Source organism: Noviherbaspirillum humi (assembly GCF_900188095.1).
GTDB lineage: Bacteria > Pseudomonadota > Gammaproteobacteria > Burkholderiales > Burkholderiaceae_D > Noviherbaspirillum > Noviherbaspirillum humi.
In genome coordinates, this window is record NZ_FZOT01000010.1 from 114,859 (window position 1) to 138,616 (window position 23,758).

Here is a 23,758-nt window from a genome sequence, read left to right on the forward strand (position 1 = left end):
TCACTCCTTGCCGGTGCGCGCAGCGCTCTTTTCGAGGAACGCCATGACCGCGTCGCGGTGCTCGGTGCTGGTATAGCAGATGCCCTGGGCCTGGCTGCCCTGTGCGAAGACCTGCTCGGCCAGCAGTTCGAAGCTTTGGTTCAGGATGGTCTTGCCCAATGCCAGCGCGGTGGCCGAGCCTTTGCTCAGTTCCGCCGCCCATGCCTGGGCATCGGCAACCAGCGCATCGGCGCCGGTCAGGCGGTCGGCGATGCCGATCCGCAGCGCCTCCTCGGCGCCCACCTTGCGGCCGCTGAAGATCAACTCCTTGGCCTTGACCAGGCCGACGCGGCGCGGCAGGAAGTACATCCCGCCGCCATCGGGGATCAGGCCGCGATGGATATAGGACCAGGTGAAGCTGGCCGCGTCGCTGGCGATGATGAAGTCGCAGGCGAGCGCCGTGTCCGCGCCGAGACCGGAAGCGGCGCCATTGACCGCGGCGATGGTGGGCTTGGGCATGGTGTGCAGCAGGGATACCGTGTAATGGACCCGCTGCTGGCGGCTCCAGCCGTTGAAGGCCACTTCGCCGGCCGGTGCCTGCATGCGCCGCTCCATGCCGGCGACGTCGCCGCCTGCGCAGAAGCCCTTGCCGTTCCCGGTCAGCACCAGGGCGCGGATCGACTTGTCCGCGGCAACGCGCTCCAGCGCCGCGATGAACTGCGCGCGCATGTCGTCGCTCATCGCATTGCGTTTCTCCGGGCGATTGAGGTAAATGGTCGCGATTCCAGACTGAATCTGCAGATCGATGAGTTCGGTGTTCATGGTATCCATCCTTGCGATGTCGTTGGTTCAGTTGGCGGTGATATTGCTTTCCTTGACGATCTTCCGCCAGCGGGCTTCCTCGCCGCGCACATAGGCGTCCAGTTCGGCCGGCGCGCCGGCATTGACGATCAGGCCTTCCTCCTGGGCGCGCTTGCGGAAAGCGTCGGACTGGGTCGCCTTCTTCGTGGCGGCATTGATCCTGGCGATCACGTCCGGTGGCGTGCCGGCCGGGGCATACAAGCCATACCAGCTCTCCGCGGCATACTCGGCCACGCCGCTCTCGGCGATTGTCGGTACGTTCGGATAGGCCGGGGAACGCTGCGCGGTGGTCACTCCCAGGGCACGCAGCTTCCCGCTCTGGATGAAAGGCGTGACGGCGGCAGCGGTGCCGAACATCATGTCCACCTGGCCGCCCAGCAGGTCGGTAAGCGCGGGACCGGCGCCCTTGTAGGGAACGTGGGTCAGGCTGACCTTGGCCAGGTTCTTGAACAATTCGCCGGCCAGGTGGGCCGACGTGCCGTTGCCTTGCGATGCGTAAGTCAGGCTGCCGGGTTTGGCCCTGGCGGCGGCAGCGATATCCTGGACCGACTTGTACGGGCTTTCCGATTTGACGACGAGAATGTTCGGCGAGCGGCCGATCAGCACGACAGGCGCAAAGGCCTTGTCCGTTGCGTAAGGCAATTTGGCTTGCATGCCGGGATTGACCGCATGAGCAAACGTCGCCATCAACAGGGTATAGCCATCCGGCGCGCTCTTGGCGACCGCTTCCGTTCCGATGATGGTGCCGGCGCCGGGCTTGTTCTCGACGATCACGGATTGTCCAAGGTCCCTGGACATCTCGGTCGCGAGTGCTCGGGCGATCAAGTCCGTTCCTCCCCCAGGCGCGAAAGGCACGACGATTTTCACGAGCTTTTCCGGATAGGCGGCGAAAGCGGAGCCGGCGCAGATGCCGGTGAGCGTTGCCGCGAGCGTTAGGATGGCGCCGCCATTGCGAAGCGAGAATCGCCAAAGCTTTTGCATGGTTGTCTCCTGAAGGAAGGTGGATGAATGGAAGGTGTGCGGCCAAAGAGGCCTGTGCCCTTGCTCTTCTCGGTTGTCGGCAGTTTATGCGTTAAGATCGGGCCATGATTGCTCCTATTTCCATCTGGTGGAAATGAGGTCATGAAGAAACACGGCACATGGAAAACGATCGATGAGCACGGCAAAGCGCGGCCGGCTACAGCAACCGCCGCAGAATCGCTCGCTTGAACGCGGCGTGGAAATCCTGCGCGCCTTCCGGCCGGGAGCCAGCCTGCTGGGCAACGGCGAACTGGCGGAACGTACCGGACTGTCGCGCGCCACGGTGAGCCGCCTGACCCAGACGCTGGTCGGAACCGGCTTGCTCGACTATGACCGTGGCCGGCGAGCCTATCGCCTGGCCGCTCCGGTATTGAGCCTGGCGCATGCAATGCGCTCCGGCTCGCCCGTGCTGCAAGCCGTCAGCCCCATGATGCGGGTGGTAGCCGAAAAGAAAAAAATCAATGTGGGGCTGGCCATCGCCGACCGCGAAGAGATGGTGTACCTGGAATCCGTGCGCTATAACCGCAAGCCGACCCTGCGCAATGTCGTGGCGGGCCAGCGCGTGCCGATCGAGCTGACATCGCTGGGGCGTGCCTATCTGGCGGCAGCGCCCGATGAACAGCGGCACGCCTTGATGGCGCATTTCAAGAGCCGCCGGACAGGAGGGTGGCGCGAGCTGGAACGGCAGATCCTCGCGGCCATCGAGAATGTCCGACAGCGAGGTTACTGCGTCGCATGCTGGCAGCCTGAAGTAGTGGCGTTGGCGACGCCTATCGTCGCCGATGGACATCCGGTCTATGTGCTGAATTTCAGCGTCTCCACCCAAGCCGCTTCCGCGGCGGTGGAATCGGAATTGGCGCCGGGATTGCTGGCACTGGCGGTCAGCATGCGCCGCATGATTGAAGCGATGTGAGTTGATGGATTCAGGCTTGACAGGGACCGTGACGGAAGATGTTTGACCGCAGGCTGAAAGCGTTGGCAGTTGCCGGCACGGGAGAGGCGGAATGCGGAAGCAAGCCGTCGCAACGCCAAGGTTTCCGGTCCTGCTCCCGGACACGCTACGATGGCGGCTCGCACCCAAGCCTCTCCTCCTTCATCCTGCCGCAGCAGCCCGCTCACGATGCAGGCTGTAAGCCATGAAGCCCACGATCGCCGCATTCACCGCCAGCACCAGCAGGCCCAGTCCAGTGACCTGGCGATGCAGTTCCGCCAGTTCGAAGGGCAGGTAGATGCCGCCGCTGAGCGCGGCCAGCCATTGCGCCCATTGCCGGCGGCGCCACAAGCCATACGCTTCCACCATCCGCAGCAGGGCATAGGCGAGCGCGGCAGCCGCGAGTTGCCACAGACGGCGATCGTTCAGCCCGGCAGCGAGGTCGAGAAAAATGCGCGGGTAGTGCGACGCCAGGTTCAGCTGCGCATGCTGCACCAGCCGCTCCGCCAGCGCCTGCACATCCTGATGCAGCAGGGCGAACATGCCCATGCCTGCCAGCAGCACGACGATGCCCTTGGTCGCCTCGAGCAGGGCCACCGTGCGCAGTCCTTCTGCCAGGCGCGTCGCCTCGCGGGCTTGAAGGCGTGGGTTGTCGAGGTTCATGAAATCAATCAACCGATGAAGGAGAGCAGCGGGAGCGGGATCCGATGCCGCGCCGCCCGCGTCAGAGGAATGTGCAAATGGTAGCCGTTTCGCCGCGCGGGCGCTCGACACAGGGCAATGCGGCTGCATGACAAAGCGACCATGGTTACGCCTTTTCCTTGCGGGAGGCCCACTTGGCGGATAATAGCGGCCACGTCAATACGAGCAGCATTTCTGAAAATCCCCCATGGAAATTAAAGTCAATTTTCTCGACAAGCTTCGTCTCGAGGCCAAGTTCGATGATTTCACGGTGATCGCCGACCAGCCCATCCGCTACAAGGGCGATGGCTCCGCACCCGGCCCCTTCGATTATTTTCTGGCTTCCTCGGCCCTGTGCGCGGCTTACTTCGTCAAGCTGTACTGCGTCACGCGCAACATTCCGACCGAAAACATCCGCCTGTCGCAGAACAATATCGTTGATCCGGAGAACCGCTACCAGCAGATCTTTAAGATCCAGGTCGAGCTGCCGCCGGATATCTCCGCCTACGACCGCCAGGGCATCCTGCGCTCCATCGAGCGCTGCACGGTGAAGAAGGTGGTGCAGGCCGGGCCCGAGTTCGTGATCGAAGAAGTGGAGAACCTGGATGCCGATGCCCAGTCGCTGCTGACGCTGAAGCCGGCTCCCGGCGCCAGCACCTATATTCCGGGCAAGGACCTGCCGCTGGAGCAGACCATCGCCAACATGTCGGGCCTTCTGGCGGACCTGGGCATCAAGATCGAGATCGCTTCCTGGCGCAATCTCGTGCCCAATGTGTGGTCGCTGCATATCCGCGATGCGCACTCGCCGATGTGCTTCACCAACGGCAAGGGCTCGACCAAGGAAAGCGCGCTGGCGTCGGCCTTGGGCGAGTACATCGAGCGGCTCAACTGCAATCATTTCTATGCCGGCTCATTCTGGGGCGAAGACATCGCGAACGCGGACTTCGTGCATTACCCGGACGAGCGCTGGTTCAAGCCCAGGCGCAGGGATGCGCTGCCGGCGGAAATTCTGGACGAGTACTGCCTGTCCATCTATAACCCCGACGGCGAGCTGCGCGGCTCGCACCTGATCGACACCAACTCGGGCAATGCGCAGCGGGGCATCTGCTCGCTGCCCTTCGTGCGGCAATCGGATGGCAAGGTGGTCTATTTCCCGTCCAACCTGGTGGAAAACCTCTTCGTCAGCAACGGCATGAGCGCCGGCAACACGCTGGCGGAAGCCCAGGTGCAGTGCCTGTCCGAGATCTTCGAGCGGGCGGTCAAGCGCGAGATCCTGGAAGGCGAACTGACCCTGCCCGATGTGCCGCAGGAGGTGCTGGCGAAATACCCGCGCATCCTGGCCGGCATCCAGGGGCTGGAAGAGCGGGGCTTTCCGGTGCTGGTGAAGGATGCGTCGCTGGGCGGCACCTATCCGGTGATGTGCGTCACTTTGATGAACCCGCGCACCGGCGGCGTCTTTGCTTCCTTCGGCGCGCATCCCAGCTTCGAGGTGGCGCTGGAGCGCAGCCTGACTGAACTGCTGCAGGGCCGCAGCTTCGAGGGCTTGAACGACCTGCCTCAGCCCACCTTCGTCAGCAATGCCGTCACCGAGCCGAACAACTTCGTCGAACACTTCATCGATTCCAGCGGCGTGGTGTCGTGGCGCTTCTTCAGCGCCAAGGCGAATTTCGATTTCGTCGAGTGGGATTTCTCCGGCCACGGCGAAAACTCGAATGCCGAGGAAGCCGCGACCCTGCTCGGCATTCTCGAAGAGATGGGCAAGGAGGTTTACATCGCGGTGTACGACCAGCTCGGTGCGACTGCGTGCCGGATCCTGGTCCCCGGTTATTCGGAAATCTATCCGGTTGAGGACCTGATCTGGGATAACACCAACAAGGCGCTGCTGTTCCGCGAGGATATCCTGAACCTGCACCGCCTCGACAACGCCCGCCTGGAAGCGCTGCTCGACCGCCTGGAAAACAACGAGCTCGATGAATACTCCGACATTGCCACGCTCATCGGCATCGAGTTCGACGAAAACACCGAGTGGGGCCAGCTCACGGTGCTCGAGCTGAAGTTGCTGATCAACCTCGCCTTGCAGGACTTCGAGGCGGCGCATGAGCTGGTGGGCGCCTTCCTGCAGTACAACGACAACACGGTGGATCGCGGCCTGTTCTATCAGGCGCTGAACGTGGTTCTGGAAGTAATGCTTGATGAGGAACTGGAGCTGGACGATTACATCGTCAATTTCCGCCGCATGTTCGGCGATGCGCGCATGAACGCGGTGCTGGGCTCGGTGGACGGCAGCGTGCGCTTCTTCGGCCTGACGCCGACCAGCATGAAACTGGAAGGCCTCGACCGTCACCAGCGCCTGATCGACAGCTACCGGAAGCTGCATGTGGCGCGGGCGAAGGCTGCGGCTTCAGCGCGTTAATGAAACAAGGCAGCACCGGTAACGGTGATGCCTTCCATCACCCAGTGCAGGGATAGGGTCGATGCCTGCACGAGCCCCCGTGCCGGCATGCAGCCGTGCTGATGCCGCCGGCAAAGTTCGCCGGCTTCCCTGCATCAGGCGGCCGTCGCATCAGTTTGCCGCCTTCACCTGGTCCAACCACGCCTTCACGCCCAAGCCTGCCGCCACACCCGTGGCGAAGCAGGCATTCAGCAGATAGCCGCCGGTAGGCGCTTCCCAATCGAGCATCTCGCCGGCGACGAACACGCCTGGCACGTCGCGGAGCATCAGGTGCTCATCCACGCTCTCGAAACACACGCCGCCCGCCGTGCTGATCGCCTCCTCCAGCGGCCGCGCGGCATGCACTGTGATCGGCAATCCCTTGATGGCAGCGGCGAGCGCCGCCGCGTCATGCATCTGCTCGCGGCTCAGCACTTCATTCAGCAGGGCGGCCTTCACGCCGCCCAGCCCGAGGCGGCTCTTCAGGTGGCTGGACACGGAACGCGCGCCGCGCGGATGGCTGACTTCCGCCAGCACCTGTTCGGCGCTGCGTCCGGGGGCTAGGTCAAGCAGGAAGGTCGCTTTGCCGTCCCTATTGATCAGTTCCCGCAGCTTTGCGGAGAACGCGTAGATCAGGCTGCCTTCGACACCGAAATCGCTGACCACCATTTCCCCCAGCCTGCGTTCCTGCCGGCCATCCCGGCCGGTCAGCATCAGCGCCACCGACTTGAGATGCGCGCCGGCGAATTTCTCGCGCAGGTAAGGGCTCCAGGCTGCTTCGAAACCGCAGTTGGCGCTTTGCAGTGGTGCGATCCGCACGCCGCGCGCCTGCAGCAGCGGCACCCAAGTGCCGTCCGATCCGAGCTTAGTCCAGCTGGCGCCGCCGAGCGCGAGAACGGTCGCACGCGGGCGCAGGATGAAGGTTCCGGACGGCCCTGCCATGCGCAGCGCGCCATCCTCATCCCACCCCAGCCAGCGATGCCGGGTATGCAGCCGCACGCCGGCATCGCGCAGTCGGTGCAGCCAGGCCCGCAGCAGCGGCGCTGCCTTCATCTCCGCCGGAAAGACGCGGCCGGAACTGCCGACGAAGGTATCGATGCCAAGACCATGCACCCAGTCGCGCAGCGCCTGTGGCGGCAGGCGGTCGAGCATCGCCTGCAGTTGAGTCTGACCGTCGCCGTAGCGGCTGCAGAAAACCTCGTAGTCTTCACTGTGGGTGATGTTCAGTCCGCCGATGCCCGCCAGCAGAAACTTGCGGCCGGGCGACGGCATGGCGTCGTAGATGTCGATCTGGATGCCGGATTGAGCGAGGACTTCCGCAGCCATCAGGCCGGCCGGACCGCCTCCGATAATGGCGACTTGGACGGGGGAGAATTCGGGCATCGGGATCAAGCTGTGGGGTTTTCAGGAAGGCGGCAGAGCGGTATAGCAGGCCCGCGGATGCATAGGCAGTGGCTAGAGCTTGCTGCGGCTTCGCGTTGCGCAGGGCGACATGATACTGGATAGGCGCCTAGTTAGCCGTAGTTGGCAATGGATGAGGGAACGACAACTTTCCGCTACATGCGCTCGTTTATATTCGGCAACCAGACCGTCTTTACTACCGCGACGAGACTGCTTGCTCATAAGGACACTTCCTGGCAGGGCTCAACCTTGCAATTGCTTCTTACAAAGCAATCTGGCAAGAATTGGTCCTAATAACAAAACAGCCGGCCTCAATCATATGCCCATGTGCACTGCCGACCGGTCTGCTTGTTCGAGAAACGGATAGACGCGGCTTCATTCTTGTAATCGTTTGCGTAGAATTTTTGCAGAAGAGCGGTCGTGATTAAAAGCCGTGCATCTTCATCTGTAAGGTTTTTATTTATCTCGTAATCGCAAATCAATATTGAATCCCGAACCTCTAAGGTGATAACTCGGATCGCTTCAACAACATTTACACCGCCGTCTGAACGGCGCTCCATCACAGCGTGATAGCCAGGAATGGAGACATCGGTATAAATGCCTTCGTATCGATCGGTATCAAGCAGTCTGCCTTGCTCGTCACTGGAGTCTTTGTTTAAAGATTCGGGTATCGGGTTCTCAAAGTCTGAAATGTATCTGGCAGGGAGAGGCGCCAGAACGGCCTCCAGCGCGTACATGATTTCCGCTTTGGTGGGCTTTCGAGAAAACCGTTCTTCATAAGCATCGGCGATTTGCTTCAATGTCGTAGCGAACAGGTCGATGGGAATGTCACCGCTGACTCCCTTTATCCCATTCCACTCAAAGGTTTCCCATGCCATCGATTTTCTCCCGTGTTGAATATATGCCAAATGACTGCTGATAGGGTTCGAACCGTCTTGCGTACCTTCCATGCAGCGCTTGCATCGTTTCAAAATTTCACGCACATCAAAAATCGACCACCAGATGCTACTTGCGAGCTCATTAAATGGCTGCACCCATCTGGGCGAGTCACCTACTGCTTTCTTCTGAAAGCATAGTGGGAGTCACTGCGGCCGGCGTGGTTATCCTAGCCTCTGCCGAGATGCCGCTTGGCCAGCAAAGAGAAATCACCGCAATCATGTGAGGCACTGCGACGCGGTTTCACTCGGAAGGACATGTCACGTTGCTGCTTCTGTATTGTTTGTGTACTTCAATCGACTGGTTCCCGACCCTCAATTGCCTGGTCCTGACCGGTTCAAGTCGATAATCACCGGCTATTAACTTCTCTCGGAACGAGTCGCATCCCGTTAGCGCAAGGGGAAGGGTGCCGAACAGCCACCAAGAATGGTCGGCGCCTTCGACGAAGATGGCGCCTGAAACATGCTTTTCGGCTGGGAGCAGAAGAATGTCGTTTTTACCGTCACCCGTGATATCGAGCATGAAGGCATCGCATTTGGACTGTGGCGACCGCAGGCAGGTCGGCAATTGCCATGCTTGATCACTTGCCGCCCATTGCTGGCTGGTGTAAGCAAAAGGCAATCTTTCATTTTTCGGCCAGACTGTGATGTTCCGAGACAGTTGATCACTACTGACACTCGCGCCTTCCTGCTTATCCCAGCGGTTCTTCTTCATAAGCGCGGCTTGTGCCTTTCGCCGTATCGTTTCCGCATCCGTTCCCTGCGCCTGAAGTAACTGTTCGAGCGCCTCCCTTCCGTAACGGGCGCCCTGAAAGCGCAGGTATTCATAGTCGAACTCAGCCGCTGCGATTCTTCCTCCCCGCAGCCGCGCCAGCTGGCTGTTGACTGAGATACGTGCCGGATCGAACAGCGGCGAAAACAGCGCCAGCAGTTCCACCAGGATGAGATAGGCGGTTGCCATGTTGGTCCGAGCAACCGACCGCATCCATACAGGATGAAATACCGAAATTGCGTAACCAAGCGCATAACATGTTGCGACCAGCAGAAAAGATGCCGCGATGATGCGGTCGGTGGTCCAGCCATGCTCATGCACCCGCAGATAAAGCGCGTAGATGGCGAGAGCCACGACGGGCAGCAAGGCAAGGGCTGCCAACCTTGCGCTGATTCGCACGATGCGCGAAATGGCGCTTGATACTTCGCCATTCTGGAAAGCGGCATTGATCAACACCACGAGCATGGCGGCCGCCCCCAGCAGTATTGCCGTGGCGCTTTTCGTCTCCCACAGCGGTTGCAAACCGGCCACCGGAAGGCTGACGAGGAAGCCGAGCACGATGAGCGTGGCGACAGGCAGGATCCACGACAGCAGTACCAGCAGCAATGAGCGGATGCCCTGCACGATGGCGGGCCGAACGTCGGTGATGTGCAGCGCGCAGGAAAAGCCCAGGGTCGTCACCGGAATTGCGAACCATGACTTTTCCAGGAGGTCGCGCAGGAAATCCAGTTTGATGAGGGAAAACAAAAGGGCGCCAAGAAAAAGCGCTCCCCAGAGCACGCCAACGAACGCATAGGAAAAGCCAAGCTGGATAATGAGCTTCCAGGCATTCTCGAAGTGCGTGGCGTACCGCGCGATATGCCTTTTGTCCTGCACCCCCGACAACAGCAATGAATGCGCAATGAAAAAACCGATGGCAAGGAAGAAAACCAGCAAGGTTGATGGAAACGAGACATTGCCGCGAGATGAGAGAGTCGATGCAGCCGTGTCGCCGCGCCATATGTCATACACGCCAAGTGAAGCGATGATGACGGCGGCTATGGCCAGCCAGATCGATGCCGGCCGCCGTCGCAAATGACCCAGGCTGACGATCAGCAGGATCGGCGCAAACAGACTTACCAGCAGCAATGGCGCGAAAAGAATCTGATTGGCCGGTGACCACCAATCCGAGGTGGCCGAAAAGTATAAAACGTATAGAAGAAGTCCCTGCAGCCCGCCGGTCAGGAGCCGAAGCCATCCTTCCCGGGCAGTTACTGCCGACTCCGGCAAAGGAGCTTCTTGATCGGCGGCTAAAGTCGGCATGAGTTCCCTCCATGTTTGGTTGCTGCATTTCGCCGGATTTTGCGGCGAGCGCTTTATTGCAATGGACAAACGGCGAGTTTCGAGCATGAACCGAGCGATTGAATGCGATTGGCTTCCACGCCGGCTCGATGGGAAATGCAGTAGCTGAAATTCAACGTGACGCGGTTGATGGGCCGTGCGGGCATTCTACTTGCCCGTTTGCCAAGGGTCACTGTCATTCATGGACGCTGTAAGCTTTTTCCGCAGTTTGCTGCAACGGCAGTTCTATTCCACCAACTGGATAGGCCGGCGTGTCGATTTCAATTGCAGGATGAGGCGATCATCAATAGCGTGGCGCTTGCGCTTGACGATCGATTGTTCAATTGCATGTGGCGTCTTGCATTACCCAACCCTCGGAGAGAACCATGCGTTATTCCGCTGCATTGATTTGTTGCTTACTGCTGCTGGCATCCCCGGCGAATGCATGCTTGGGCCTCAGTCTGGAAGACACGATTTTCTTCAAGACCATCCCAGAGCCGCGGCCCGACGCGGACATCATCGCAAAGGTTTCCCTATTCGATGCGGATGACGGAACGGCGGTGGCAAGGATTCTGCAAGTCCTGGACACATCCGACTCGCGGATTCATACGGGAGACAAAGTCGATTTGAAATTCAGGATGACGAGCTGCGGTCCCAATCTCAAGCCTGGGGAAGAGGGAATCATCATTGCCAAGGCGAGGCGTGATGGCGATGGCCGACTTGTGTTGCATTCCTACCTGCGTCGGTATCACGACAACCGCATCACGCCGCCGTCCATGGCTGAACGATAGGAGCGTGGGGCTAATACTCAGAGATTACGGATCACGAATCTGTGGTATTGCTTCCGCCATGTTCTCCTGCCAGCATGCCGTACAAAGCCGTCATAGTTATCTGCCTTTCGCCTCTCAACGCTTTCTTATTAAAGACCATGCATATAGAAACGGTCTCGTTCGAGAAAATCTTTGGAGTGAGCCGGAGTAGTTCAAGCAGAGGCCGCTATACCATTTTCAATTTTGTGTCGGCTGGTACGACGATTTACTCGGCCGTAGTCGACGGACATCCGGATCTGCATGATGGCATGGAGGTCACCGTCGCTCTTTCGCGACCGAGGCGCTGGCAACGCATATACGGATGGATCAACCATGATGACGGATCAATTTATGGTGACGATGGCGTCGCCATGATCATCCTGGGTGTGGTTGGGGCGTTTCTTGCCTTGGGGTTGGTGATCATGAATTTCGGCCCGAATTCGAGTTGGCTATCGGTCGGACAGAGAAGCGGTATTGGCTTCGGCATCGTTCTTATCGTGACGACCACCTTGCTGGCATTGCGGGAGGGCTGCATGTGCTTTCGCGCGATGAAAGCATTGAAGCGGACAATGTCTAATTGAATCAGTCCATTCAACAACTGCACAATTTGTGAGCCGGGATCGGCCGAGCCCCTTACATAGTGGTGATTCAGGCGGCTTGATGGTGATACATCAGAGCAAACGACTACCCATAGGTGCTATGTAAAAAAGCGCCGCCTATCGACACGCGATAAGCGGCGCTACGGCCCGAAGGCCAATCTCAACCGGGAGCGCTGGCGATCAGGCCGACAATGCCGCCTGCACCGCCTCCGGCCGCATCGGCAGGTTGCGCAGGCGGACGCCGGTCAGCGTCGCCACCGCATTGGAAATGGCCGGCGCGATCGGCGGCAGGCCGCTCTCTCCCACGCCGCCCGGCGGGTTGTCGGTCTGGATCACTTTCACCGTGACGTTCGGCACTTCGTTCATGCGCAGCACCGGGTAGTCATGGAAGTTCGACTGCTGCGGCTCGCCGTTCTTGAACACCACCTGCTCCTTCAGCGCGCCGGATATGCCGAACAGGATGCCGCCCTCGATCTGGGTCGCCACGTTCTGCGGCAGCACCGCCACGCCGGCATCCACCGCCGCCCAGACGTTGTGCACGGTGATCGCGCCGGTCTTCTTGTCCACCGACACTTCCGCCACTTCGGCGACATGGGTTTCCCACATGTCGGAGTAGGCGATGCCGAGCGCGCGCCCGGCCGGGCGCTTCTTGCCCCAGCCGGCCATCTTCGCCGCTTCGCGGATGACGGCCTGGGCGCGCGGCTGCTTTTCCAGCAGCTGCAGGCGGTACTGCACCGGGTCCATCTTCCGTTCGGCGGCCAGCTCGTCGATCATGGTCTCGATCGCCATCTTGGTGTAGCCGCCGCCGACGGCGCGCCAGAAGCTGACATCCACGCCGCGCTGCTGACGCACGAACTCGATCTGCTTGTCATGGATGCCGTAGCTGATCTCGGCGCCCTCGTAGAACGGCGAATCCTTGCCGCCGACGCTGGCGAACAGGCCGGGGTTGGCGCGGGCATAGATGGACTCGCCCACCAGGCGGTGATGCCAGCCGACGATGTTGCCCTGCGCATCCAGGCCGACTTCCATGTGCTGGGCGACCAGCGGACGGAACTTGTCGTGCCTGACGTCGTCCTCGCGAGTCCAGGTCACCTTCACCGGGCGGCCGTCGGCTTCCTTGGCCATCAGCGCGGCGTCGATGGAGAAGTCCGGCTCCACGCGGCGGCCGAAACCGCCGCCCATCAGCGTGGTGTTGATGGTGAGGTTGGCCGGCTGCACCTTGAGGATGGCGGCCAGCGCGCCGGCGGCGATCGACGGCCCTTGGGTCGGCGTCCACAGTTCCAGCTTGTCGCCGGTCCAGCGCGCGGTGGCGTTCATCGGCTCCATCGTCATGTGCGCCACGTGCTGCGCCTGGACATCGGCCTTCAGCACCTTCGCCGCCTTGGCGATGTTCTCCCGCGCCTCGCCATGCTTCTCGGCGACCACGCCGATCTTGGATGCGTCGAGATCGTTGGCCACCGCCTGGTACGCCTTGACCACTTCCTCGCTGTCGTAGGTCTTCGCCGGCGAATCGCCGCTCCAGGTCACCTTCAACGCTTCCTTCGCCTGGCGCGCGGCCCAGGTGTTTTCCGCCAGCACGCCGACGCCGTAAGGCAGCATCACCGTCTTGACGTAGCCCTTGACCGCCTTGGCGCCGCTGTCGTCGACCGACACCGGCTTGTCCTTCTGCACCGGGGCGCGCAGGATGGCGCCGTACAGCATGTTGTCGAGGCGGACGTCGATGCCGTATTTCGCGCGGCCGGTGGTCTTGTCCTGGATGTCGATGCGCTTGACGCCCTTGCCGATGTAGCGGCAATCCTTGATCGGCTTGAGCATGGCCGGGGTGACCTGCGGCAGCTTGTCCGGCACCTGGGCGAAGGCGGCGATCTCGCCATAGCCCATGCGGCGGCCGCTCTTCGCATGCTTGACCACGCCGGGTTCGGTGGACAGTTCCGCAGCCGGCACGCCCCACTTGTCGGCGGCGGCCAGCAGCAGCACCTGGCGCGCCTGGGCGCCGGCCAGGCGCAGCGACTCGTAATAGCCGCGGGTGGTGCGGGAAGCGCCGGTGGCCATGGCGCCGCCGAACAGCTTGTTGCCGTAGGATTTGGCGTCGAGGCCGGCCTGTACGACTTTTACCTTGCTCCAGTCGGCATCCAGGTCCTCCGCCACGCACAGCGGCATGGCGGTCATGGTGCCCTGGCCCATTTCGGAAGCGGGGGAAACGATGGTGACGATGCCGTCGGTGCCGATGGTGATCCACTGGTTCGGCGCCATGCCGGACTGCTGGGCTTGGGCCAGTCCGGCAGCGGCGAGGCCGCCGGCGCCGAAGGACACGCCGATCACGGCGCTGCCGGTGCCGAGCAGGAACTGGCGGCGCGAGAGCTTGATGCTGGTGCTGTGCTGGTCCATGCTCAGGCTCCCTTGCGCGTGCCGCATGCGCGCTCGATGGCGCAGACGATCTGGTTGTAGGTGCCGCAGCGGCAGACGTTGCCGCTCATCGCATCCACGATCTGCTTGCGGTTGGGCTTGGGATTGGTTTTCAGGAAGGCGGCCGCGGTCATGATCTGGCCGGACTGGCAGTAGCCGCACTGCGGCACGTTCTCCGCCACCCAGGCCTTCTGCAGCGGATGCTCGCCGTTCTTCGACAAGCCTTCGATGGTGGTGATCTTCTTGCCTTCCAGCGCTGCCACCGGCATTACGCAGGAGCGGGTGGCCGCGCCGTCGACGTGCACCGTGCAGGCGCCGCACTGGGCCATGCCGCAGCCGAACTTGGTGCCCGTCATGCCTAGGGTATCGCGCAGCACCCACAGCAGCGGGGTATCCGGCGCGACGTCCGCCTCCAGTTTCTTGCCATTGATGTCTAATTGCATGAATCGTCCTTGTTTATTGTTGATGATGCATGTGGCGCCGGTCAGGAACGCCACGCTGTCTCCGCATCCGCCGCCGCCCTGCCAGCCGGGGATCGGGCAATATTACCAGCGGATTATTGCTTTGGCGCATGCTTTCGAAACCGAGTGTCACGACAGCCGCGAGGTGCATGCGATAAAAATGAGCGCGCTATAAAAATATAGCCCGCTCAAACATGACCATGATATATTAGCGCGCTGAACACCGGAAGACGCTGGCCTTTTCAGCGATTGCCGGCGATGATGGCTTAGCCGAACCGCAGGACCACAACAAGACGGCCTGGCCACATCCCTTACCAGAAGGAGACCACTTTGAGCCATTTCAACGACATCGATCAGAAGCGCCGTCAGCTGACCCGGATGCTGCTTGCCGCCGCTGGCACCGCCATGGCCGGCGCGACTCCGGCGCTGCGCGCCCAGCCCAAGCTGGTGAACGGCCAGATCAAGATCATCGTTCCCTTCACGCCCGGCACCACGCCCGATCTCTGCGCGCGACTGCTGCCCACGACCATCACCAAGCGTCTCGGCCAGCCGTCGTATGTGGAGAACCGTCCCGGCGCTTCCGGCATCATCGGCAGCGAGGCGGTGGCCAAGGCCGCGCCCGACGGCCAGACGGTGATGGTCAGCACCAATACCGCGCTGACCCTGCCTTACTTCTACAAGAAGGTGCCGTTCGACGTCATCAACAGCTTCGAGCCGATCGGCATGATCGGCAACACCAACTATGCGCTGGTGGCCCATCCTTCCTTCCCGGCATCGAACGTGAAGGAAATGATTGCCTACCTGAAGAAAAACCCGAACCAGGTTACTTACGCCTCGCCGGGCAAGGGCACCTTCCACCACCTCTGCATGGAGCAGATCGCCAGCATGACCGGGGTGCAATGGAACCACGTTCCCTACAAGGGCAGCGCCCCGGCCTTCCAGGACCTGCTCGGCGGCCACGTCATGCTGACCATCATGCCGCTGCACATGGCGGTGCCGCTGGCCAACAGCGGCAAGCTGAAGATCTTCGGCGCCACCCGCAAGGAACACGACCCGACCTTCCCCAAGGTGCCGACCTTGCACGAAGCCGGTGTCACCAACTTCAATGCCGACGGCTGGTATGCGCTGTGGGGTCCGAAGGGCATGTCCAAGGAACTGGTGGCCGCCTACAACGCGGCTCTGCGCGAGGCCATCCAGTCGCCCGACGTCAAGACCACGCTCGACCAGCAGGGCATCAACCCCAAGCTGGGCACGCCGGAAGAATTGCTGAAGACCGCCCGCGCCGAGTACGAGTACTGGGGCAAGGTGATCAAGGACGCGAAAATCGAGCAGGAGTAAGGAATTCAACCACAGAGGTTGAGGTTTTCGGCCGGCGCATTGCGCCGGTTTTTTTTAACCGCGGTGTTTTTTCAAGGCGGCGTGGCCGTAATGAATGGCTTTCGCTTGCGGTGGTACCAAGCAGGTAACCGAATGGTCTTTGACTGCCGCGTTTCATGAGAATGCAAGAGGGACTTGCCATGGACGGTTCCGATTGAGCGAGGCAGGGCATCGGCGGCTGTCGCAGACATCGCATCACACACATGATGTGCGGGTGTACATACGTACGCTTGCCGTGGCGGTGCCGCTGGCCACGGGAATGTGCGCGCAGCGCGGGAGCATCGTGGAATACGTCCGCGCGATGGGGAGGGCACCTGCCGAGGAAAATTCGATGACAAGGCAGGTTGCCGCTCGGGGCCTTGCTGCTTTCCAAGCCGGCTACGGTCGCAAAGAATGAGTGGCAGGAAACCTACAACGAAATCTTGCCCCAGAGAAAGAAATCAATGTAAGCTTCTGCCGTCCTTCGGGTGGACGTGCCATGGAGTGAGCCGCAGTTGATCCGTTGAGACAAAGCCTACCTATTGCCGCCTTACGTTCCTCATTCTGTTTTCCGTTTAAAACGGAAACGCTCATCCTCGTCTGATTAGACCCATGCTTTCAATGAACACGATAAGACAGGCGCTTTCGGGCCTGAAGGCTCCGGTTTGGAGTCTCGGCGCCAGCCTGGCTTTCTGGTTTTGCCTGCTGTCGACCGCGCTCACGCTGGTGATCGTTTATGTCATTGGCATTTCCGCCACTGCCAAGATGCGTGAGCAAGTAGGCATGCAGCTTGCAAACCTGGCATTCCAGGCGAGTGACAAGCTGGACAAGGGCATGTTCGAACGCTATCGGGAATTCGAGCTGCTCGCCGCCCGAAAATTTCTGGCCGACCCGGCCGAGTCCGCAGCCGACAAGCAGCGCCTGCTGGACCAGATGAAGGCAACCTATCCCAGTTACGCCTGGATCGGCATCGCGGACCTGAATGGAAAAGTGCTGGCGGCAACCAATGGGCTGCTGGTCGGCGCCGATGTGTCGAAGCGACCCTGGTTCGGCAATGCGCTGCGAGGGGTTCACATCGGCGATGTCCATGATGCCAAGCTGCTCGCGAGCAAGCTTCCCAATCCCACTGGCGAGCCCCTGCGGTTCGTCGACGTGGCCTTCCCGTTCAGCGACGCGAACGGGCGACCGGTGGGCGTCATTGGCGCCCATTTGAGCTGGAGCTGGGCCGACGATGTGCAACGATCCGTTCTGTCGACAGGCGTGGGCCGGCTGCCAGCGCAGGGCATCGTCGTTGCCAGCGATGGAACGGTGCTGCTCGGCCCGCAAGGCTTGATCGGAATGCGCATCGACCTGCCGAGCGTTGCCGCTGCCCGCGAAGGCCGGGATGGATACATGGTGGAACGCTGGCCCGACGGCAAGCAATATCTGGTCGGCTTCAGTGCGACCCGCGGCTACCAATCCTATCCGGGCTTGGGCTGGAAAATGCTGGTGCGGCAAGATGCGAACGAAGCGTATGCGCAGGTAAGGGAAATGCAGCAGCATGTTTTCTGGAGCGGGCTAACCATCGCCCTGCTGTTTTCCCTGCTGGGGCTCTTCAACGCACGTCGCATCAGCGGGCCCTTGGCATCCCTTTCGGCAGCGGCCAAGGACTTGATGTCAGGGCGGTCATCGAGCTTGCGCCCGGTCGTTTCAGGCTATAGCGAAGTCAACGGACTCGGGTCGGCGCTCTCGGCGCTTGTGACTGACCTGCAGGCAAATCAGCTCGCGCTGCAAAAACTCAATCTCTCGCTCGAGCAGCGAATCGCGGACCGTACGGCGGATCTCGCTTCGAGCGAAGCAAGACTGCGCACCATTACAGACAGCATCCCGGTGCTGATCGCCTATGTTGACGGCGAAGGGCGCTGCAATTTCATCAATCGCGTGTGCGAACAATGGCTTGGCGCGCCGCCTGCCGCTTATCTGGGCGCCACGCTTGGCGCCATCCTCGGCGAGCCTGCGTACGCCAAGCTTCTTCCGCAAATCGCCAAGGCGCGGCAAGGAGAAGCCGTCACGTTTGACCACTCCCGTCCAGCCGGCAACGGTGTGCAGCATCTGCAGCTGCAATTCATCCCTGACGGCATGGCGGCCGGCAAGGGACACTGCCCGCACGGATTCTATGTGGTGGCGCATGACGTCACGGACACCCGGAACTATCAGCTGGCATTGCAGCAGGACTTGTTGACCGACGCGCTCACGGGATTGCCGAACCGGGCCGCCTGCATGCAACGCCTCAGGGATGCCATCTTCCGCGCGCGGCGCAGCGGAAAGCAGATGGCCGCCATGTTCCTGGATATCGATTGCTTCAAGGCGATCAATGACACATATGGTCACCAGGTTGGCGATCAGGTATTGCTCGAATTCGGCCGCCGGCTGCGGGCACGCCTGCGCGAGTGCGACATGGTCGCCCGTCTGTCCGGCGACGAGTTCGTGATCGTTGCCGAGGACCTGGACCAGGCGCATGCGGCCGCTGTCGTCATGGCCGAAAAGATACTGGATGCGATCAATTCACCGATGCAGGTGGACGGACACACCGTCCAGGTCTCGACCAGCATCGGAATCGCCATCAGCGCGGGGGCCGGCACCGCTCCGAACGAGCTTGTCCGGCTGGCGGATCAGGCAATGTACAGCGCGAAAAAAGCGGGACGCAACCGGTACGCCATCCATCCGGCGAAATCATTGAAATCCGAAGCATTCGCCTGAGTTCGGCGGGAATCCGGCAGGAGCGCCGCGAGCCGCTTCAATACGGTAATGACTGCTTTGAATCGAGTCGGTGAAAAGCCTGGCCGCGCCGGTCCGAGACGGCGGGTGAACGGGAGCGACGGGCAGCAACCGAAGGAATGCAAACCGGCGCAAGGATAGGGCGTCATCCATCCGAATCGGACAGGTCAATGCGCCACCGCGGCAGCCAGCCATGCGTCGGCCGGCTGCGGCCGCGCGAAGTAGTAACCCTGCATGCTGCATCCATACTGGGTCAGGAAATCGACTTGGCCTTCCGACTCCACCCCTTCGGCCACGACATGCAAGCCGAGGTGCATGGCCATGCCCAGGATCGACTGCACGATGGCCACGCTATCCGCGTCGTGCGGCACGTCCTTGATGAAGCTTTTGTCGATCTTCAGTTCGTACAGGGGCAGCCGCTTGAGGTAGGCAAGGCTTGAATACCCGGTGCCGAAGTCATCGATGGAAAAGCGAATTCCCAGGGAGGCCAATTCCCGCATCCGTGCGATGGCAGACTCCAAGTCTTCGATCAGCAGACCCTCGGTGACCTCGAACACCAGCCGGCGGGGATTCGCGCCAGTGGAAGCGAGGGCTTGGGTGACTTGCTCAACGAAAGCCGGATGCCGGAACTGTCTCGGGCTCACGTTGATCGACAACGGGCAGGCGTGGCCGGCCGCCTTCGACTCCACTTCAAGCCGGCAAGCCTGCATCAGCACCCAGTTTCCGATTTCGACGATCAGGTCGCTCTGCTCGGCCAGCGGGATGAACAGGTTCGGCGCCACAGCCCCTCGCGACCTGGAATGCCATCGCAATAACAGTTCCGCGCCCCGTGTGGTGCCTTCGGCATCGAACTGCGGTTGGATATGAACCTTGAGCTGCGATTCTTGCAATGCCTGCCGAAGATCCCTCTGCATTCCCAACCGATCGGCGATCTCCAGGCGCATGGCGGTTTCGAACAGGACGACCCGGTCCCGACCGGCATGCTTGGCGCGGTAGACGGCGATGTCGGCTTCCTGCAGCAGCAGGGTCTTCGTGTCGCCGACTTTGGGAAACAGGGTCACGCCGATGCTCGCGCCGGAGAAGCAGGAGCCGCCATTGATCGCCACCGGCTGTTTGAGCGCCGATTTCAACTTCATGGCCAGGTCCATGGCGGCGGTCGCCGCTTCGTCCTGGGTGGCGCCCAGATCGGTCGCGACCAGGATGAACTCGTCGCCGCCGAGGCGGTAGAGCGTGGTGTGATCGTCGACATGCCGATTCATGCGTTCGGCAACGGTCTGCAGAAACATGTCTCCGGCCGAGTGGCCGTGCATGTCGTTGATGTCCTTGAAATTGTCGAGGTCGATGTAGAACAGGCCGCCGATTTTCCTGTCCCTCAGGAGCGCATCGATCTGTTGATCCAGCCTGTCGGAGAGCAGTCTGCGGTTGGGCAGGCCGGTCAGCGCATCGTAAAAGGCCAGTTCGTAGATACGGGATTCGCGCCGCTTCTGATCGGCCAGATTTTCTTCAATGACATCGAGCATGCCGTTGAATTGCGTCGCCACTTCCGCCATCTCCAAGGGGCCCAGGATGGGTGCGCGCTGGCTATGGTCGCCCGAGGCGACCGTTGCGGCGGTTTTCTGCAGGACCGCGATCGGGCGGGCGATGCGGTTGCCGATGGCGATGGCAAGCAGCGCCAGGCAAAGCAGGGTTGCCGAACCGAACAGCGCATTGTTCAGCGCGGTGCTTCGTGATGCCTTCAGGACGTTGCTTGTCGCAATGCCGGCGATGGCGAACCAGTCGGTGCCAGGTATGGGGACAAAACCGTAAATGCGCTCCACGCCTTGCGAGGATTGGGATTTCCCCGTTCCATCGCGCTGGCTCAACACCATTTCGACGGCGTCCACGCCGCGCAGATTTTTCCCGACGAATTCTTCGGGCGCGTGTGAGCGGGAAATCATCGTGCCGTCGGAAGCGAAGATGGAGACGATGATCGAATCCGGAAGATCCTGCTTGCTCGCGATCGGCCTCATGTTGACCAGGTCGATGGGCAGTTGCAGCGCCCCGATGACCTGCCCTTTCTCATCCTTGATGGGCGCAGCCAGCACCGATACGGTCTTGCCGGTCACGACGCCTTTGTAGGGCGGCGCGACGATGAACTGTTTTTCCGCATGCACCTGCTTGAACCATTGCGTGTCGGCGACCCGGGTGTTCACGTTCTGCGGCTGCGGCATGCTGGAGCAGATGATATAGCCATCGATGCTCGACTGGCTCAGGTTGGCGAAGTGCGGATGCAGGTCCTTGAATTCATCGAAGATCGGATCGCACTTGCCTGACAGACCGCTGCGCCGGTTGGCGATTCGCATAGCCAATGATTCAAGCAGATTCCGCGCGTCCGACAGAAAGGCCTGGGTGTTGTTGGCGGTTATCCTGGCCAGCGTATAGGCTTCGTTGGCGGCCGCCCTCTCCGCCTGTTGAAACTGGCTATAGGCATTCCAGGCGACAAGGATGAAAGCGGGGAGAATCGTCGCGAGGATAACTCCATACAGGTAAGTCCGGACCCGCCAGTCCCGAAGGCGCGCTTTCATGAGTCAAATCAAAGAATGAGGTTGCCCATTCTCGTTCATTCGACCGCATTGCGAAAGTCCAGAACGGTCCAGGCGGCACCGGCTCTCCGCCATCGGCGGATTTGTCGACGAAAACTTGCTTAAAAGACCACGCTGTCGCCGGAATGTTGTCCGTAATGAAATCGGTGCAACAGCGCAGCCTGGCCAGCCGTCCTGAGGGTGAAGCAGCCGGTCAATCCCGAAGGATGTTCGGCGGACGCTCCCGTTTTGCTCAGTGCAGCTTCTTGAGTGCGTCCGGCTTGTGGGCCGCTTCGGCACCGGTCTTGTCGCTTTCCACCAGGTATTGCGGCTCATCGGGCGATGCATCGACATGATGGCCCTTGATGCTGGTGGGCGAGGTCAGCTTCTTTTTCACGATCCCTTGAACCGACCCTTGCGACGAATGCCACTCGACTTTATCGCCTTTCTTGAACGAATTTGTCATGTTGTGCTCCTTGAGAGAAAACGCCAGCCCCAGCGGCCGGCTCTGCAATCATCAACGCGGCGCGCTCGGAACGCCACAGCCCGCAACCTGCATCGGATCCCGAAGGCCTTGGAAGCATTCCTGGGAACGGCCTCTGGTCAGGTGGTGAACTTGGATGGCATTGCTGCCAGCGTGGATTGCGCCCATGGCCTTTTTATCATGCGGCCCCGCCTGATTGGCCGACGCCGGATGTTCTCAGGGGACGACATCGAGTCCTTACCTGTACAAGACCAAGTGTTTCGACGTGAACGCATCGTTCTGGATGCCGCCCACCACGATGCCGCGACGCGCGCAGTCACCGGCTCCATGGCCTTCTCCAGGATGTCGTTGGTGACGAGCACCGACTGCCCGTGTCCAAACGGCACAGCCGGAAGGACGCTCTTCTAACCCGGTCAATTTTGACTTAGATCAAGGTTGCGCCGAGGACCAAAAACGTACACTGCGACCGTCGATTCGCCAGACCGCATTCCGCGTCCGGCGTTGCTGGAGCCAGTCATCATGTCAGTCGCCATCCCCCACGAATCCGCCATTTCCGCCGTCAGGTTCGATCCCGACCTGGTGCGCAGGCTGAGCCAGCTCGGCCCGCGCTATACCTCGTATCCCACCGCCGACCGCTTCACCGAGGCCTTCCGCGTCGGCGATTATCTGCAGTCGGTGTCGAACGTGCGGACCCGGGGGGCGCGCAATTCGCTGTCGCTGTACGTGCACATCCCGTTCTGCGAGAACCTCTGCTACTACTGCGCCTGCAACAAGATCGTCACCAAGAACCGCAGCAAGGCCGAAACCTATCTCACCTACCTGAAGCGCGAGATCGAGATGCAGGGCAAGCTCTTCGCCGGCCTGAACCGGGTGGAGCAGCTGCACTTCGGCGGCGGCACGCCGACTTACCTGAGCGACACGCAGATGGAAGACCTGATGGCCCATCTGCGTCGCCACTTCCAGTTCGCCGACGACCAGACCGGCGAGTACTCCATCGAGATCGACCCGCGCACCGTCGATGCCGAGCGCATCCATTCGCTGCGCCGCCAGGGCTTCAACCGCATCAGCCTCGGCGTGCAGGATTTCGATCCCGAGGTGCAGAAGGCGGTCAACCGCGTGCAGTCCGACGAGCAGACCCTCGGCGCCATCGCCGCGTCCCGCGAAGCCGGCTTCCGCTCCATCAGCATCGACCTGATCTACGGCCTGCCGAAGCAAAGCGAAGCCACCATGGCGCAGACCCTGGCCAAGGTGATCCAGGCCTCGCCGGACCGCATCTCGATTTACAACTACGCCCACCTGCCGCACCTGTTCAAGGCCCAGCGCCGCATCGCCGACCATGTGCTGCCCGACCCGGAAACCAAGCTGCGCATGCTCGCCCTGTGCATCGACCGCCTGACCGCCGCCGGCTATGTCTACATCGGCATGGACCATTTCGCCAAGCCGACCGACGACCTCGCCGTGGCTCAACGCCAGGGCCGCCTGCACCGCAATTTCCAGGGTTATTCGACCCATGCGGAAGCGGACATGGTGTCGGTCGGCGTCTCCGCCATCAGCGCCGTCGGCGCCTCGTATAGCCAGAATGAAAAGACGCTGGACGCCTACTACGAGCGCATCGAGATGGGCGAACTGCCGGTGGCGCGCGGCATCGCGCTCAGCAGCGACGACCTCCTGCGCCGCATCATCATCCAGATGTTGATGTGCAATTTCGAGCTTTCCATTTCTGCGCTGGAACTCGTGCATCCGATCACTTTCGAGGACTACTTCGCGCCGGAACTGCAGCGCCTGCGCCAGATGGAAAAGGATGGCTTGGTCGCCATCGGCAGCGACTGGATCACGGTGACGCCGGCGGGTCGTCTCCTGGTGCGCAATATCTGCATGGTGTTCGACCGCTATCTCACCAGCCGTACGGCGGTCGCGCAGGCGATCGAGCCTGAGTCGCATATTTTGGTGCAGGCGCCGCCGCGGCCGCGCTATTCGCAAACCATCTGAACCAA

The 23,758-nt window shown here is 61.2% G+C and carries 18 protein-coding genes; 8 read left to right on the forward strand and 10 right to left on the reverse strand.

Features of this window, described 5'->3' with window-relative positions; all coding sequences use genetic code 11:
• Together CHB88_RS15110 and CHB88_RS15115 are read right to left on the reverse strand one after the other, a co-directional pair.
• Positions 1–801, reverse strand: coding sequence for an enoyl-CoA hydratase/isomerase family protein (locus CHB88_RS15110; RefSeq protein ID WP_089400213.1), 801 nt, complete (start codon positions 799–801; stop codon positions 1–3).
• A gap of 27 nt (positions 802–828) precedes the next feature.
• The gene (locus CHB88_RS15115; RefSeq protein ID WP_089400163.1) at positions 829–1,821 is read right to left on the reverse strand and encodes a tripartite tricarboxylate transporter substrate binding protein; all 993 of its coding nucleotides are present in this window, start codon (positions 1,819–1,821) and stop codon (positions 829–831) included.
• 172 nt (positions 1,822–1,993) lie between these two features.
• Here CHB88_RS15115 and CHB88_RS15120 point away from each other — a divergent pair, with 172 nt between their 5' ends.
• Positions 1,994–2,773 (forward strand): IclR family transcriptional regulator, encoded by a 780-nt coding sequence (locus CHB88_RS15120; protein WP_089400164.1) that lies wholly within the window; start codon positions 1,994–1,996, stop codon positions 2,771–2,773.
• 180 nt (positions 2,774–2,953) lie between these two features.
• Here the strand turns inward: CHB88_RS15120 and CHB88_RS15125 are convergent, their stop codons facing one another.
• Positions 2,954–3,454 carry a DUF2127 domain-containing protein gene (locus CHB88_RS15125; RefSeq protein ID WP_089400165.1) on the reverse strand — a complete coding sequence of 167 codons (501 nt, stop codon included), beginning with the start codon at positions 3,452–3,454 and terminating at the stop codon, positions 2,954–2,956.
• A gap of 226 nt (positions 3,455–3,680) precedes the next feature.
• Between CHB88_RS15125 and CHB88_RS15130 the strand changes: the two genes are divergently transcribed.
• A complete protein-coding gene (locus CHB88_RS15130) occupies positions 3,681–5,885 on the forward strand; it encodes an OsmC domain/YcaO domain-containing protein (RefSeq protein ID WP_089400166.1) in 2,205 nt (734 codons plus the stop codon).
• Between the two features lie 150 nt (positions 5,886–6,035).
• Here the strand turns inward: CHB88_RS15130 and CHB88_RS15135 are convergent, their stop codons facing one another.
• From CHB88_RS15135 to CHB88_RS15145, 3 genes are all read right to left on the reverse strand, one after another.
• On the reverse strand, positions 6,036–7,286 hold the full coding sequence (locus CHB88_RS15135; protein ID WP_089400167.1) for a TIGR03862 family flavoprotein: 1,251 nt from the start codon (positions 7,284–7,286) through the stop codon (positions 6,036–6,038).
• Positions 7,287–7,615: 329 nt separating this feature from the next.
• The gene (locus CHB88_RS15140; protein WP_143131308.1) at positions 7,616–8,182 is read right to left on the reverse strand and encodes a hypothetical protein; all 567 of its coding nucleotides are present in this window, start codon (positions 8,180–8,182) and stop codon (positions 7,616–7,618) included.
• 301 nt (positions 8,183–8,483) lie between these two features.
• Positions 8,484–10,400 carry a DUF4153 domain-containing protein gene (locus tag CHB88_RS15145; RefSeq protein ID WP_089400169.1) on the reverse strand — a complete coding sequence of 639 codons (1,917 nt, stop codon included), beginning with the start codon at positions 10,398–10,400 and terminating at the stop codon, positions 8,484–8,486.
• A gap of 317 nt (positions 10,401–10,717) precedes the next feature.
• Between CHB88_RS15145 and CHB88_RS15150 the strand changes: the two genes are divergently transcribed.
• Positions 10,718–11,122, forward strand: a complete 405-nt coding sequence (locus tag CHB88_RS15150; RefSeq protein WP_143131309.1) for a hypothetical protein — start codon at positions 10,718–10,720, stop codon at positions 11,120–11,122.
• A gap of 74 nt (positions 11,123–11,196) precedes the next feature.
• A complete protein-coding gene (locus tag CHB88_RS15155; RefSeq protein WP_089400171.1) occupies positions 11,197–11,721 on the forward strand; it encodes a hypothetical protein in 525 nt (174 codons plus the stop codon).
• Between the two features lie 198 nt (positions 11,722–11,919).
• Here the strand turns inward: CHB88_RS15155 and CHB88_RS15160 are convergent, their stop codons facing one another.
• Both CHB88_RS15160 and CHB88_RS15165 read right to left on the reverse strand, forming a co-directional pair.
• A complete protein-coding gene (locus CHB88_RS15160) occupies positions 11,920–14,127 on the reverse strand; it encodes a xanthine dehydrogenase family protein molybdopterin-binding subunit (RefSeq protein WP_217900180.1) in 2,208 nt (735 codons plus the stop codon).
• Between the two features lie 2 nt (positions 14,128–14,129).
• A complete protein-coding gene (locus CHB88_RS15165; RefSeq protein ID WP_089400214.1) occupies positions 14,130–14,588 on the reverse strand; it encodes a (2Fe-2S)-binding protein in 459 nt (152 codons plus the stop codon).
• Between the two features lie 348 nt (positions 14,589–14,936).
• Here CHB88_RS15165 and CHB88_RS15170 point away from each other — a divergent pair, with 348 nt between their 5' ends.
• Both CHB88_RS15170 and CHB88_RS15175 read left to right on the forward strand, forming a co-directional pair.
• Complete coding sequence (locus CHB88_RS15170; RefSeq protein WP_089400173.1) at positions 14,937–15,944, forward strand: Bug family tripartite tricarboxylate transporter substrate binding protein; 1,008 nt, start codon at positions 14,937–14,939, stop codon at positions 15,942–15,944.
• Between the two features lie 630 nt (positions 15,945–16,574).
• Positions 16,575–18,701 (forward strand): diguanylate cyclase domain-containing protein, encoded by a 2,127-nt coding sequence (locus CHB88_RS15175; RefSeq protein ID WP_089400174.1) that lies wholly within the window; start codon positions 16,575–16,577, stop codon positions 18,699–18,701.
• Positions 18,702–18,886: 185 nt separating this feature from the next.
• On the opposite strand, the gene CHB88_RS15180 is transcribed toward CHB88_RS15175, so the two are convergent.
• Both CHB88_RS15180 and CHB88_RS15185 read right to left on the reverse strand, forming a co-directional pair.
• Positions 18,887–21,283, reverse strand: coding sequence for a bifunctional diguanylate cyclase/phosphodiesterase (locus CHB88_RS15180; RefSeq protein ID WP_089400175.1), 2,397 nt, complete (start codon positions 21,281–21,283; stop codon positions 18,887–18,889).
• 250 nt (positions 21,284–21,533) lie between these two features.
• A complete protein-coding gene (locus tag CHB88_RS15185) occupies positions 21,534–21,746 on the reverse strand; it encodes a hypervirulence associated TUDOR domain-containing protein (protein ID WP_089400176.1) in 213 nt (70 codons plus the stop codon).
• Between the two features lie 108 nt (positions 21,747–21,854).
• On the opposite strand from CHB88_RS15185, the gene CHB88_RS15190 reads away from it, so the two are divergent.
• A complete protein-coding gene (locus CHB88_RS15190; protein ID WP_143131310.1) occupies positions 21,855–22,172 on the forward strand; it encodes a hypothetical protein in 318 nt (105 codons plus the stop codon).
• 111 nt (positions 22,173–22,283) lie between these two features.
• A complete protein-coding gene (hemN, locus tag CHB88_RS15195; protein WP_089400178.1) occupies positions 22,284–23,753 on the forward strand; it encodes an oxygen-independent coproporphyrinogen III oxidase in 1,470 nt (489 codons plus the stop codon).
• Positions 23,754–23,758 lie beyond the last annotated feature (5 nt).

What these genes read in the sequence shown, in the direction of transcription:
- CHB88_RS15140 (WP_143131308.1), bottom strand. Translation starts at nt 8,182, where the DNA reads ATGGCATGGGAAACCTTTGAGTGGAATGGGATAAAGGGAGTCAGCGGT.
- CHB88_RS15110 (WP_089400213.1), bottom strand. Translation starts at nt 801, where the DNA reads ATGAACACCGAACTCATCGATCTGCAGATTCAGTCTGGAATCGCGACC.
- CHB88_RS15180 (WP_089400175.1), bottom strand. Translation starts at nt 21,283, where the DNA reads ATGAAAGCGCGCCTTCGGGACTGGCGGGTCCGGACTTACCTGTATGGA.
- CHB88_RS15135 (WP_089400167.1), bottom strand. Translation starts at nt 7,286, where the DNA reads ATGCCCGAATTCTCCCCCGTCCAAGTCGCCATTATCGGAGGCGGTCCG.
- CHB88_RS15145 (WP_089400169.1), bottom strand. Translation starts at nt 10,400, where the DNA reads ATGCTCGAAACTCGCCGTTTGTCCATTGCAATAAAGCGCTCGCCGCAA.
- CHB88_RS15175 (WP_089400174.1), top strand. Translation starts at nt 16,575, where the DNA reads ATGCTTTCAATGAACACGATAAGACAGGCGCTTTCGGGCCTGAAGGCT.
- CHB88_RS15125 (WP_089400165.1), bottom strand. Translation starts at nt 3,454, where the DNA reads ATGAACCTCGACAACCCACGCCTTCAAGCCCGCGAGGCGACGCGCCTG.
- CHB88_RS15185 (WP_089400176.1), bottom strand. Translation starts at nt 21,746, where the DNA reads ATGACAAATTCGTTCAAGAAAGGCGATAAAGTCGAGTGGCATTCGTCG.
- CHB88_RS15160 (WP_217900180.1), bottom strand. Translation starts at nt 14,127, where the DNA reads ATGGACCAGCACAGCACCAGCATCAAGCTCTCGCGCCGCCAGTTCCTG.
- hemN (WP_089400178.1), top strand. Translation starts at nt 22,284, where the DNA reads ATGTCAGTCGCCATCCCCCACGAATCCGCCATTTCCGCCGTCAGGTTC.
- CHB88_RS15165 (WP_089400214.1), bottom strand. Translation starts at nt 14,588, where the DNA reads ATGCAATTAGACATCAATGGCAAGAAACTGGAGGCGGACGTCGCGCCG.
- CHB88_RS15130 (WP_089400166.1), top strand. Translation starts at nt 3,681, where the DNA reads ATGGAAATTAAAGTCAATTTTCTCGACAAGCTTCGTCTCGAGGCCAAG.
- CHB88_RS15115 (WP_089400163.1), bottom strand. Translation starts at nt 1,821, where the DNA reads ATGCAAAAGCTTTGGCGATTCTCGCTTCGCAATGGCGGCGCCATCCTA.
- CHB88_RS15150 (WP_143131309.1), top strand. Translation starts at nt 10,718, where the DNA reads ATGCGTTATTCCGCTGCATTGATTTGTTGCTTACTGCTGCTGGCATCC.
- CHB88_RS15120 (WP_089400164.1), top strand. Translation starts at nt 1,994, where the DNA reads ATGAGCACGGCAAAGCGCGGCCGGCTACAGCAACCGCCGCAGAATCGC.
- CHB88_RS15155 (WP_089400171.1), top strand. Translation starts at nt 11,197, where the DNA reads ATGCCGTACAAAGCCGTCATAGTTATCTGCCTTTCGCCTCTCAACGCT.